Genomic DNA, 13,277 nt, shown 5'->3' with positions numbered 1-13,277 from the left:
ATGCTCTTGGCACATTAAGTATGAATTGGCCCACAATTCTCATTTTGCGCACCGTCGCGCCGGCAGTCTCCCGATTTTCGGAAAAGCAGATCGTACTTCGGGCGGCGCTCTGCGGCTTGCTCCCCTGTGAGCTTCGCATCTACTGTGCCTCCAAAAGCCTGCACTCGGAGGTGGCGCATGGAGGTCATACTGCTCGGCACCGGCGGCCCGCGCCCGGACCCGCGCCGCATGGCGACGACCACGCTGATCAGGCTTGGCGAGGAGAACATCCTGTTCGACGCCGGCCGTGGCGTCATGGTGCAGCTTCACAAGGCCGGCGTGCCGCTCGGCGCCATCAACACGGTCTTCCTCACCCATCACCATTTCGACCACATCGGCGATCTCTACGATGTGATGTTGAATTCGTGGATGCACGGGCGCAAGGATGAGTTGCGCATCTATGGGCCGCCGGACACTGAGCGGCTCGTCAACACGCTCATCACGCAGGTCTACGACAAGGACATCATCTGGCGGGACCAGGGCGAGCCGAGCTTCGGCGGCTGGAAGCCGGTCGCCGCAACGGACATCATTCCAGGCCCCGTGCTCGACACCGGTCGCTGGAAGATCAGTGCCGAACTGGTCTCGCATGGCGATGCCCTCGACATGCCGCCGGCCTTTCTGGCGCGCTGGATCTGTCTCGGCTATCGCTTCGAAGCGGAAGGCAAGGTCATTGCTATTTCCGGCGACACCGTCCCCTGCCCCGGGCTCGAGCGGCTGGCCGAGGGAGCCGACCTGCTGGTGCAGTGCTGCTTCCTCGCCACGCCGGAGATCAACAACGAGCATTTGCGCCGGCTTGCGAAATACACGATCGCCTGCGGCGACACGGTCGGGAAGATCGCGGCCAGAGCCGGCGTCAAGAAGCTCGCGCTGACCCATCACCGTCCGCGCACCGACGATGCCATGCTGAACGCATTGCTTGATGACGTCAGGCGGGACTATGCAGGACCGGTCGTGCTCGGCGAGGATCTCACGCGCATCGAGGTCTGAGGATGATCGAAGATCGAAGCACGCGCGCCGCAACAAATCATGCGTGCGGAAGCCGTTCGGCGTCAGGACGATCCGACCTCGATCCGGTAGGATAATTCTTCCTCAGCGCCCGGCGCGATGTGCATCAGTCCCGGCTTGTCGGCGAACTCGCCATGGAAGCCGGCGGGACTTGCGTAGCCGCGCCAGGGCTCGATGCAGAGGAACGGCGCGCCTGACGGTTTCGACCAGACGCCGAGCTCGCGAAATCCGCGCCAGGACATTTTCAGCCATGGCCCGGTCGATGCACCGCCCGCCGCGGCATAGCGGACCGAAGTGCTCTCGATGCGGTCGAAGATGATGGCGTCGTCGACGAACAGGGAGTCCGACAAGGGAAGCGAGGTGCCTTTGACCGGGCTCGGCTCCGCTGCCGGCCGCAGCAATCCACCTTCGAGACGGCGGACCGGAGACGGTTCGGCGCTCGCGAAAGTCAGCGCATGGCTCTCCTTCGCCGCGCCGGGCTGCAGCGGCCAATTGAAGGCGGGATGACCGCCGAGCGAGGCCGGCAACGTCTCCTTGCCGGTGTTGGCGATCGTGAGCGTCAGATCGAGGCCGGACTCATCGATCGCATAGGCTGCCGTCAGCCGGAACGGGAACGGATAGAGCGCGCGCGTCGTCTCATTATCATCGAGCACCAGGGTGCAGCGGCTCTCGCCGCGTTCTGCCCACACGAAGCGGCTGTCGCGGGCGAAGCCGTGCTGCGTCATCCGATACGTCTTGCCCTGATGCCGCAATTCGTCGTTGGCAAGGCGCCCGACGATCGGAAACAGCAGCGGCGCGTGACGCGGCCATTCCGGCCCCGCCTGCCAAAGGAATTCGGTGCCGCCGCCCTTCAGCGAGCAGAGCTCGGCGCCGTGCGCCTTGACGGTCGCGGTGAGCGAGCCGCAGCGGAAGGAGTGGGTGTCATCGGTCATGGCCGACCTCTACACCCCGGCCTGGCACGCAGCAAGGCGACGCCGGGCCATGCAGGCGGCGCCTCCGAGCCATGCCCGGCTGCGTCATATTTCTGTACCTAACGATTGCTCACGTGCGGCTCCTCCACCGCGAGCTCCCCGCGAACCCGGCCGGAACTCCATGAACCATCGTGGTCCCCAATTGAAATTCTTCATCAACGGCCGCTTTCTGTCGCAAAAGCTCACGGGCGTGCAGCGTTATGCCGCTGAAATGGTCAAGGCGATCGACGTGCTGCTCGCGTCGGAGCAGATTCCGACCTCGCTGCGCAACGCAGACTGGCAATTGTTGAAGCCCGCGGATGCAAGCGAGGAACTTGATCTCGACCGGATCAAGATTCGCGCTGTCGGCCGGCTGCATGGGCACGCGTGGGATCAAATCGATCTCGCCCGCGCTGCCGCCGGAGGCCGCTTGATCAGCCTGGCCAATTCCGGACCGGTCTTCCATCGCGACCACATCGTCGTGATTCACGACGCCCAGGTCTTTCGCAGGCCCGACTTCTTCAACTGGCGCTATCTGACCGTCCATCGCACGATGGGGCGGATGCTCGCCCGGCACGCAAGCATCGCAACGGTGTCGGGATTTTCCCGCAAGGAGCTTGCGGACGTGCTGAATCTCTCGGCATCGCGCATTCCCGTCTTCCCCAACAGCGCCGAGCACTTTGCAGCCACGAAGCCCGATCCCGGCATCCTGGCCCGACTTGGCGTTCAGCCGCAGAAGTTCTTCCTCTTCGTGGGCTCGAAAACCAAGAACAAGAATCTGTCCGTCGCGATCCGCGCCATCCAGCTGCTCGACCGGGCAGACGTTCCCCTGGTCATCGTCGGCGGCGACAACAGCAAGGTCTTTCAGGATAATTCGGGCGAAGGGGCTTCCGGCCTGGTGCTGGCCGGCCGTCTGACCGACAGCGAGATTGCCGCGCTCTATGCGCACGCATCGGCCTTCGTGTTTCCCTCGCTCTACGAGGGGTTCGGCGTGCCGCCGCTCGAAGCCATGATCTTCGGCTGCCCGGTCATCGCCTCGAGGGCCGACGCCGTCGTGGAGACGTGCGGAGACGCGGCTGCGTATTTTGACGCCACCGATGCCGAGGCGCTGAAGCAGCTCATGCTCGAAAGATTGGCAATCGGCGCGATCTCGGACCAGGAACGCCGGCGGCAACAGGATCGCCTTGCACTCTATTCGTGGAAGAAATCGGCGAAGACGTTGCTCGATCACCTCGCAGTGCCGGCGAAGGTCGCCAGCGCTGCGTGAAACGCGGCGCGGTTCGCCTATCGCGCGCAACGGTTTTTGCACAAACGGTTTGCAACTCGCGGCTCTTTGCCTGGTTCCATGAAATTTCTTCTTCGTTCTTGCGATGATCGCAAGCACGAGCGCCTTGGCGCAACATCACCACATCGCTGCCCCAATATCGCTACGTATTCGAGGAACTGTGTTTCGCACTAGCGAACACAGAACAGGGATACAGATGTCCGGCTCTCCAACGCGGCCCTACGCCAGGCAAACGATGAAAGTGCTGCACATCGCCGAAACGATCCGTGGCGGGATCGCGAGCTATCTGAACGAGTTGCATCCTCAGCAGCAGGGCAGCTTCGGTGCCGAGAACGTGCACTATGTTGTACCGTCGGATCATCGGGGCGACCTCGGTGCCATCGATGACAACCAGATTACAACATTCGAACGATCCGGCCGCAGCGTCGCCGGCCTATTCCAGATGCTGCGTGCCAGCATGCAAGCGCTGGATGCCTTCAGACCGGACGTGGTGCACCTGCATTCTTCCTTTGCGGGGCTCGTGCTCCGGCCCGCGCTCGCAGCCCGCTCGGGCGGACCGCGCGTCGTCTATTGTCCGCACGGCTGGGCATTTTCGCGCGAGACCGGCCGCTTCAGTCATAAGCTGACGAGGGCGGCGGAGAACCTGCTTGCGCGCACCTCGGACCGAATCATCTGCATCTCCGGCGACGAGTATAGCGAGGCGGTGCGCGCGGGAATTCCTGCCGACCGCCTTACCGTGGTCCACAACGGCATCTCGAAGAACCGCACGCCGCAGCCCGTCGCGGCGGACTGGACCTCGAAGAAGGTCAAGGTCCTGTTCATCGGACGCCTGGACCGGCAGAAGGGGTTCGATCTGCTGTTCGAAGCGGCACGCGCGCTCGAGGATGTGCTGGACGTCCGCATGATCGGCGCCTCCGTCGTCAACAAGTACGAAGGTCCGACCGTCCCGTCCAACGTGTCCCTGCTGGGCTGGCTCGACCGACCGACCATCGAGACCCAGCTCGAGGCCGCCGACCTCGTCGTGATCCCGTCACGTTGGGAAGCCTTCGGCCTCGTTGCCCTGGAAGCGATGCGCGCGGCCAAGCCCATCCTTGCGTTCCGCAGCGGAGCTTTGCCCGAGATCGTCGTCGATGGCGTGACCGGCGTGCTTTGCGAGCCCGTCGCGGTCCAGCCGCTCGTGGATGGTTTCCGGCGCGCACTCGACCTGGATCTCAAGGTGCTGGGACAGCGCGGCTACGACCGCTTCAAGCAGCTCTATGACGTCGAGAAGACGCATGCGCAATTGCAGCAGGTCTATGTCGAGCTGCTTCAGGACGACCGGACGCCCGTCGCAACGAAGGCGGCGCTGCAGTCGGATCTCTCCAAGAATTTCTGATGGCTGCACCGCTCCCACGCACCTTGGTTCGCGACAGTCTCCGCCTCGCGAGCCTCATCGCATCCATTCTCCTTCCGGTCTCGGTCTGCGCACAGCAGGCGCAACCGCTCGATGTCCGATTTCTGCTCGGGGTCGGCACGCATCAGGGGCTGGGCGGCCCGGTGAGCGCGCGCGGATACGTGCCTTCGGAAAACGTCGCCCAGATCAAGCAACTCGGTCTCAATTCCTTTCGCGATGATTTTCCCTGGTCCGAGTTCGAGGTTGGGGGACGCCGGATGGGCTTCACACCCCGACTTGGCAGGCTCGAAGCGCAAGTCAAGTCCGGCGTCGCGCGCCCTCTCCTGATCCTCGCCTTCGGCCATCATCTCGTTCCGAATTCCTCGCCACCGACGACGGACGAGGCGCGGCAGCGGTTCGCCGATTATGCGGCGGCGGCCGCGCAATCGGTGGTGGCGCAGCATCCGCTGTTCGAGCTTTGGAACGAATGGAACCTGGCGGCGAAGAAAGATCCTGCGTTCTCGCCGGAAAACTATCGGGCGCTTGCCGAGGTCACGCGGCCGGTAGTCAAGCGGGTGGCGCCGAATGCACCCTTCCTGGTCGGCGCCCTCGGCGACGATCTGGGCTGGACATGGACCGAGAAGATGCTGCGGACGGGCATTCTTCAATATGCGGACGGCGCATCGATCCATCTCTACAATTTCTGCATGGGCCCGAGCAAACGCACCTCGGCCGAAATCATCGACAGGCTGACGGCGTTTCACCGCCTGGTCGGCCAGGCGAGCGGAAACCCCGATTTTCCGATCTATGTCACCGAGACGGGGTGGACCACGGCTGCCACCAATAAATGCGGCGTCAGCGAACAAGCCCAGTCCGACAATAGTGCGCAGCTCATCTTGTGGGCATCAACCGCGGCGCGCTGGCTCAAAGGAATGTGGTTCTACGAACTCAAGGACAGTGGAAAGGACGCATCGGATCTGGAGCACAATTTCGGGCTCTACCGTTTCGACAATTCGCCGAAGCCCGTCGCCTGCGCGGTTCAGGGCGCCTGGGCTTTCATCCGCTCCAGCCTGAGCGCCGAGAAACGCGAGCTCGCCAGTGGCGTCGTGTCGATCAATGCAACGACGACGTCCGGCGCCAGAGTTGCGGTATGGTCCGAGACTCCCGAGCGGCGTTACGAGGTCCGGATCAAGGGGGATCAGGACGGCGCAACCTTTGCGATGCCGTGCGACTCGGCCGCAAGACCTGCGTCCGGTGCCTGGATTCCGGTTTCGACCACGCCGGTTCTCATTGCAGCGAGCAACGGTGCCATGCCCGCTTTGGAGATAAGGCCGGCGCGGTAAGCGCGATTTTGCAAGACATGAGGTTCAGTGATGAAAGTTCTTTTGACGTCCACTCTTTATCCGACGCCTCAGGCCCCCAAGATCGTCGGCGGTGCGGAGATCTTCGCGCGGCGCTTCGCCGAAGGCCTGGTGCAGCGCGGAGATGAGGTCGAGGTGATCCGCAGCGCATCCGCGCCCGAGCAGGTTCGTGAAAGCTGCAACGGCATCAACGTCTATTCTGCGCCGGTGCGCAACTTCCATCTGCCCTTCTCGCTGCCGAAGAACATCGTTAAGCGCAGCATCTGGCATGCGGTCGACGACTGGCAGATGCAGGCCCCGCTGATCGCGGAACGTATCCGGGCCTTCAAGCCGGACGTGCTGCACTCCAACAATCTGTCCGGTCTCACCACCGCGATCTGGCGCGTTGCCGCTCAGCTCGGCGTCCCGGTGCTGCATACGCTTCACGACTATTATCTGACCTGCCCGCGCTGCTCGCGCTTCGACAAGGGACGCTCATGCGAGCACACCTGCACGAGCTGCGGGATCCTGACCTTCCATCGCAAGCGGGCGACGCACTGGCTGAGCGCCGTGGTCGGCGTGAGCGAGCGCGTGCTGTCCATTCACACCGACATGGGCATGTTCGCGGAGACGCCGATCCGAACCGTGATCCGCAACGCCTCGACCGAGCCGCCGCGCGAGCCCTACCCTCGCCCGGTCTGCACCACGGAAGTGACGTTCGGGTTCATCGGTCGGCTCACCGAGGAGAAGGGCATCGACAACCTGATGCATGCTCTCGCCATGCTGCCTCCCGACCGCATCCGGATGATGATCGCCGGCCGGGTCAGCGAGGAGGAGCAGCGTCGCCTCAGGGCGCTCGCGCCGCATGCGCGCATCGAGTTCATGGGCTTCGTGGCGCCGGACGATTTCTACCAGCAGGTCGACGTGGTGGTCGCGCCATCGATCTGGCACGACCCCGGTCCACTCGTCGTCGCAGATGCCAAGGCGGCCGGCAGGCCGCTGCTCGGAACGCGTTTCGGCGGCATGCCCGAAGTGATCGAGCACGGCGTGACCGGCTGGCTGACCGAAGCCGATCCGCGATCCCTGGCCGACAGCATGCTTGCAGTTGCCTCCGATCCGCACAAGATCGACGAGATCAGCCGGCGCCTGATCGCGGATACCAACAAATGGATATTTGCCGACGTGCTGTCATCCTACAAGAATCTGTACGAGCAATTGCGCGAGCAGCGGATGTCGCGCGTGCGCGCAGCAACGACTGAAGCGCCGCGGGCCGTCGGCAAGGAGCGCCTCATTCCGAGATGACACGCCTCTTCGCGATGGCGGGCTACCTCTATCAGAGCGCCGCGGCGATCATCCTGATCTTCGCGATCAGTCATCTGTTGCCCGCCGCCGACTACACCAATTTCTCGCTGGCACTGGCCTCGAGCCAGTTGCTCTGCGTCCTGATGTTCGAGTGGCTGCAGCTCGCCGGATTGCGTTTCCTGGCAGCAGCCGGGGAGAACGAGGCGGCGCGGCTGAGGTGGTCGCTTTTTGCCGCGGGCCTGTCGAGCGCGGGCGCGCTCGTCGTGGTCGGCGGCTGCGCATCTCTGGCCAGCGTACTCCCGGCCGGGATCATCGCGCTCGGCCTCGGCATCTCCGTGCTTCAGGGCCTGACCGACCTCTATTTGCTGTCGGTCCGCCTGTCCGACCGGCTGGGTGTCGCCTCCTCTCTCCTGGCGTTTCGCGCTACCGCCCTTCTGACCGGAGCCGCCGCGGGTGCGGCGATTTGGGGAACGGCGGAAGCGGCGCTGCTCGGCGTCAGTGCGGGCCACGCCCTGGGCCTGCTCGCCGGGCTGGTGGCCTATCGCACCCCCCTGGAGCGCGTTCCGCTGCGGACGATGCTGGCCGACTGGAAGGATTTCTCCCGCTACGGCATGCTGGCGGCGGGTGCGTCCGTCATCCATCTCTCGGTGCCGGTGCTGCTCCGCTTCATCATCATCGGCCGGCTGGGTGCGACGGGCGCCGGCGCCGGATTTTCGATTGCGCTCGACCTGCTGCAACGCCCGTTCTGGGTCCTCAATGCAGCGATCCACACCGTGAGCTATCCCGATGTCGTGAAGGATTTCGAGCACGGAACCGTCATGAAGTCGGTGCACTCGACGCGGCGGATGTTCGAGTTCATGGTCTGCACGACCCTCGTGCTGCTCGGCGGCCTCGTCGGCTTCATTCCGGATGCAGCCCGTATCCTGGTGCCGCGGGAGAGCCTTGATGGCTTCCTGACGACGGCACCTGTTGTGGCCGTCTTCTATTTCCTGCACACGCATCTCCAGGCGACCGTCGCGGTCGTTCCGCACCTGGAGAAGCTCGCAACGAGGCTCGTGATCGTTGCGGCCGGCCAGCTCGCGATCGTCGCTGCCGTCGCGCTGGCCGCGGCATGGGCCGGCCTGTCGCCGAACCAGGCGGTCGGCTGCGCTTGCCTCGCCACGCTGGCAGCGATTCTGTTTGCGCTCGGTCCGACCCTGCGGTTCGAGGCATTCCCGCGCTGGTCACTGGTCGCGCAGGCGCTGGTGGCCGCCGTCCTGATCGGATCACTCGGCGCGATGCCGACCGAGCCCGCGACATGGCTTGCCGGCAAGATCGTGATCGCCGCGCTCGCAACGGCGATCGTCGGATGGCGCGGCGACTTTCTGATGCTGGCCCGTCGCGGCTAGCCCAATTCGCCGCATCCGGCACGGATCGGAACACAGCGGGCGAGCAACTGAGCCGTTGGGCCACGGCTCAAATTCAGGTCCTGGACGGAACCATTGCGCCTCCCCGATCAAACCAAGCGGTCATATCCGGGAAAATACGGATACAACCAGTGCGATAAAATCTTTCAGATTGATCGCCCATGAAAATGGCATCTGCCGACTCCCTGTGCCATCCGATGACGCAGACGAAAGAGTCGCACCCCACCGCCGCGTTCGTATGACACGCTCTCAAGCCGAAGCGTTGGATCGAACTCGCACGGCTTGCGCATATATTTAGCAGCGTGAATCGTGGAAATCTTGAAAGCGCCATTCTCACGCCATCCTGCACGGGCATCGCATCAGCATTCTGCTGCAATACGAGTCGAGCTGTTCCTGCACAAGGAACCGCATTTCACTCGCGATTTGTAGCTTCGATTTTTATCTGAAATTCACACTCGACAGAGAAGCTTCGACGCAAATCCCTGCGAGCAATTTCGTTCGCGCTGAAACCCGAGTTTGCAATGCCTGATCAAACCATCCTGTCCGCCAGCGGCTTCATCAACTCCATCGGCGTCAACACGCACGCCGGTTTCGGATGGACCGGCTACAACAACCTCGCGCTGATGGCCGACAGCCTCGAATATATCGGCGTCACCCATCTCCGCGACGCGATGGGCACGAACCCCGCTGCGCAGCCGGTCGTCGAGGGCCTGGCCGCCGCCGGCTACAAATTCGACTTTCTGGTATCGTCTGCGCTGCCCCAGTCCGGTACGGTCGGGTTGCAGAACTACATCGCCTCGCTCCAAAAATTCGCGACGAGCTATTCGGGCAGCATCACCGCCATCGAGGGGCTCAACGAGGCCAATCACCAGCCCTTCAGCTACAATGGCAGCTCCAGCCTTTCGGCCGCGGCCCAGTTCCAGAGTGCGCTCTATCAGGCCGTCAATGCCAACGCGACGCTCGCCAGCATCCCCGTCTACAATCTGTCACTGGCCTACAACGATCCGCAAGGCTACAGCCAGCTCGGCAACATGTCGGGCTCGGTCGACTATGCCAACGCCCACGCTTATGTCAGCACCGGCCTCAATCCGAGCAGCTCCATTGCGGCGACGCTGAGCGCCGTCATGGCCGCGGCTCCGGGAAAGCCTGTCGTCATCACGGAAACCGGCTACACCACGCAAAGCAATACCCAGTATCTCGGCGCCAACGAGACGGTGCAGGCCAAATCGATCCTGAACACGCTTGTCGTCGCCTACAAGGCCGGCGTGAGTGCGACTTACCTCTACGAGCTGTTCGACCGCGACTCGTCTGCAGCCAACACCAATCCCGAAGCCAATTTCGGCCTGTTCAACTCCGACGGCACGCCCAAGCTCGCCGCGACGGCGATTCACAACCTGACGACCATTCTGGCCGACGACGGCAAGGGCGGCCTGCAGCCGACTGACCCATTGAACTACACGTTGAGCAACATGCCGGCCACCGGCAACAGCATGGTGCTCGGCAAGAGCAATGGCGCCTACGAACTCGTCGTCTGGGCCGAGCCGAAGCTCTGGAACGATGCCACCGATACCGAGCTGTCCAATGCGGCCCAGACGGTGACGGTGAACCTCGGCGCGGTCCATCACACCGTGAAGGTGTACGACACGCTGACCGGCACCACAGCGATCGCCAGCTACACCGACGTTAGCACCATCACCATTCCGGTCAGCGATCACCCTGTGATCATCGAGATCGACGCGCCCCCGACCACGCCGCCCGCCCCGGACACAAGGACCAGCGTTACCGGAACGGCTGCGGAGATCGTGCCGCAACTGTCCGATCTGAGCGACTCGACGGCGCTGCAGACAATCACCCTGACCGACTCCCACGTCCTGCAGGTCGCCTCGAAGGCGACCATGGACTACATGATCGCCCATTACGGCAATGCGCTCTCGAAGATCCAGGGCGGATATTCGTTCTCGGTGACGAACTCGGCGGCGACCTGGACCAGCACGAGGACTTACGATTCGAGCGGCAAGCTGCTCTCGAAATCCGACACCGGCCTCAATTCAAGCGGACAGCCGACCTCGACCACCATCGTCCACAGCGACGGCTCCAAGGACGTGATCAGCTACACCGGCGGCGTGCAGACGAAGTTCGTTCATGTCGGAACCGACGCAACCCGGACAACCGACACCTACAACACGGCCGGCACCCTGCTGAGCGAAGTCGTCCAGAAGCCCGACGGCTATTACTCCACCACGCTCTACACCAACGGCGTGAAGACAGCCGCCTACGTCAAGAACGCGGACCGCTCGCAGGACAACTATACCTACAACATCACGGGCAAGAGCTTCACCACCCAGGTGCAGCATCTCGACGCTTCGGGGAAGGTCACTTCGGTGATCCGCAGCCATGCCGACGGCTCGCTGGACTCGACCCAGGTCTACAATAGTGACGGCAGCAGCGTGATCACGTTGTACAGCGCCACGGGAGTGAAACTGGTCGAGACCGCCTACCATGCCGATCGCAGCAAGGATGTCTGGACGTACAACATCAAGGGACAGAACTATACGACCCAGCACGACGTCTACGATTCGACCGGATTCCTCACGACCCTGACGCGCCTGCATGCCGACGGCAGCCTGGCCTTCGAGCTGATGCAGACCGCCGACGGCACCAAGACGACCAACTGGTACAATGCCGCCGGCAGCCTCACCAGCGAGGTGGTCCAAAAGGCCGACGGCTTCGCCTCGACAACCCTCTACAGCAACGGCGTCAAGACAAAAGTTTACATCAAGAACGCCGACGGTAGTCTGGACAACTATGCCTATGGCATCACCGGCCAGAGCTACACCACGCTGATCCAGCACATCGATCCGTCCGGCAAGGTCACGTCCGTCACCCGCAAGCACGCGGACGGCACGCTCGACTATACCCAGGTCGTCAACAACGACGGGAGCAGCGTCGTCACCATCTATGACTCGACGGGAGTACGGACGAAACAATCCGAGTACCACGCTGATGGCAGCAAGGATGTCTTCGTCTACAACATCACCGGCCAGAACTACACGACCGAACACAACGTCTACGATGCAACCGGCTTCCTCACGACGCTGATCCGGAAGCACGCGGACGGCAGCATGGCGTTCAAGCTGGTGCAGAGCAAGGACGGGACCAAGACGACGGACTGGTACGATGCAAAGGGGGTCCTCACCAGCGAGGTGATCACGAAGGCCGACGGTTACAGCTCGACAACGGTCTATACCAACGGCCTGAAAACTGCGGCCTACATCACCAATGCCGACCTGAGCCAAGACAATTACACCTACAACATCACCGGCCAGAGCTATGCCACGCAGCACCAGCATCTCGATCCGACCGGCAAGACGACGGAGGTGACCCGCTGGCACGCAGACGGCACGCTCGACTATACCCAGGTCGTCGGCAGCGACGGTGGCAGCGTCGTGACCAATTACGACGCTTCAGGCCTCAAGAAGACACAAACCGACTATCACTCCGACGGCTCGAGGGATGTCTATCTCTTCAACGTCATCGGTCAGAACTACACGAAAGAGCACGATACCTACGATACCACCGGTTTCCTTACGCACATCGTGCGGACCCACGCCGACGACAGCCTGGCATTCACCCTTGTGCAGAGCGCCGACGGCACCAAGACCTCGGGCTGGTATGACGCCAAAGGAATTATCACCAGCGAGGTGACGACCAAGAGCGACGGCTACAGTTCCACCACGGTCTACACCGGCGGTATCAAGACCGCTGCCTATATCAAGAACGCCGACGGCACGTCGGACAACTGGAACTACAACATCACAGGCCAGTCCTACACGACGCAGCACCAGCACCTCGATGCATCGGGCAAGATCGTCGAGATCACAAGGACCCACGCCGACGGCACTCTGGACTATACCCAGGTCATCAACAATGACGGCAGCAAGCTGACCGACATCTATAACAGTGCCGGCATCAAGACCCAGGAGATCGCCAGCCACGCCGACGGCTCGAGGGACGTCTTCCTGTTCAACTTCAACGGACAGGCCGGCGTCACGCAGCACGAGAGCTACAACACCGCCAAGGCGCTCGAGTTCATCGATCAGACCAAGTCCGATGGCACCCATAACGTCACGGCCGTCGCCAGCGGCGTGACGATCCAGGGCGGGGCCGGCAATGACGTGTTCTCGGCGGCGCCGAACTCGACGACCATCGCGTACGACCACGGCCAGGACCAGATCCTCAACTTCCAGGCCGGCAGCGGGACGACGCACGACACGATCGCGATCTCGAAACTGCTGGCGGAGGACTACAGCCAGCTCCAGATCACGCAGTCCGGCACGAACGCGCTCATCACGTTCTCGGCGACCGACTCGATTCTGCTGAAGAACGTCTACGTCTCCAGCCTGACGAGCCACGACTTCGTGTTCGTTTGAGCCGGTGAGACCTGCCCAAACGGGCGCCAACGTCGCTGGGGGCCGGGACCATGTCCCGGCCCCTGATCGCTCGTTGGTCGGGCGCCTGCCTCATCGATGAGCAAAGGGCTCTCTGCCATCCGCAATCGGATGAGCCCCATGAATTCGG

At 62.9% G+C, this 13,277-nt stretch carries 8 protein-coding genes; 7 read left to right on the top strand and 1 reads right to left on the bottom strand.

Features of this window, described 5'->3' with window-relative positions; genetic code table 11:
* The first annotated feature begins 177 nt into the window (after window positions 1-177).
* On the top strand, window positions 178-1,026 hold the full coding sequence (locus I6F31_RS33720; RefSeq protein WP_225186848.1) for an MBL fold metallo-hydrolase: 849 nt from the start codon (window positions 178-180) through the stop codon (window positions 1,024-1,026).
* 62 nt (window positions 1,027-1,088) lie between these two features.
* Here I6F31_RS33720 and I6F31_RS33715 read toward each other — a convergent pair whose 3' ends face one another.
* Window positions 1,089-1,976 (bottom strand): aldose 1-epimerase family protein, encoded by an 888-nt coding sequence (locus tag I6F31_RS33715; protein ID WP_225186847.1) that lies wholly within the window; start codon window positions 1,974-1,976, stop codon window positions 1,089-1,091.
* 181 nt (window positions 1,977-2,157) lie between these two features.
* Between I6F31_RS33715 and I6F31_RS33710 the strand changes: the two genes are divergently transcribed.
* The 6 genes from I6F31_RS33710 to I6F31_RS33685 all read left to right on the top strand — a co-directional run bounded on the left by I6F31_RS33710 (window position 2,158) and on the right by I6F31_RS33685 (window position 13,129).
* Window positions 2,158-3,261, top strand: coding sequence for a glycosyltransferase family 1 protein (locus tag I6F31_RS33710; RefSeq protein ID WP_225186865.1), 1,104 nt, complete (start codon window positions 2,158-2,160; stop codon window positions 3,259-3,261).
* A 214-nt stretch (window positions 3,262-3,475) separates the two neighbouring features.
* Window positions 3,476-4,654, top strand: coding sequence for a glycosyltransferase (locus I6F31_RS33705; protein ID WP_225186846.1), 1,179 nt, complete (start codon window positions 3,476-3,478; stop codon window positions 4,652-4,654).
* On the top strand, window positions 4,654-5,994 hold the full coding sequence (locus tag I6F31_RS33700; RefSeq protein WP_225186845.1) for a hypothetical protein: 1,341 nt from the start codon (window positions 4,654-4,656) through the stop codon (window positions 5,992-5,994). The genes I6F31_RS33705 and I6F31_RS33700 overlap by 1 nt, the downstream gene beginning before the upstream one ends.
* A gap of 30 nt (window positions 5,995-6,024) precedes the next feature.
* Entirely contained in the window at window positions 6,025-7,293 is a 1,269-nt protein-coding gene (locus I6F31_RS33695; protein ID WP_225186844.1) for a glycosyltransferase family 4 protein, read from the top strand.
* Window positions 7,290-8,681 (top strand): hypothetical protein, encoded by a 1,392-nt coding sequence (locus I6F31_RS33690; RefSeq protein ID WP_225186843.1) that lies wholly within the window; start codon window positions 7,290-7,292, stop codon window positions 8,679-8,681. Before I6F31_RS33695 ends, I6F31_RS33690 begins: the two co-directional genes overlap by 4 nt.
* A 539-nt stretch (window positions 8,682-9,220) precedes the next feature.
* Complete coding sequence (locus tag I6F31_RS33685; protein ID WP_225186842.1) at window positions 9,221-13,129, top strand: RHS repeat protein; 3,909 nt, start codon at window positions 9,221-9,223, stop codon at window positions 13,127-13,129.
* Window positions 13,130-13,277: the final 148 nt, after the last annotated feature.

The organism is Bradyrhizobium sp. NBAIM01 (assembly GCF_020194115.1).
GTDB classification, from domain to species: domain Bacteria; phylum Pseudomonadota; class Alphaproteobacteria; order Rhizobiales; family Xanthobacteraceae; genus Bradyrhizobium; species Bradyrhizobium yuanmingense.
This window is presented reverse-complemented; position numbering and strand designations above follow the sequence as displayed.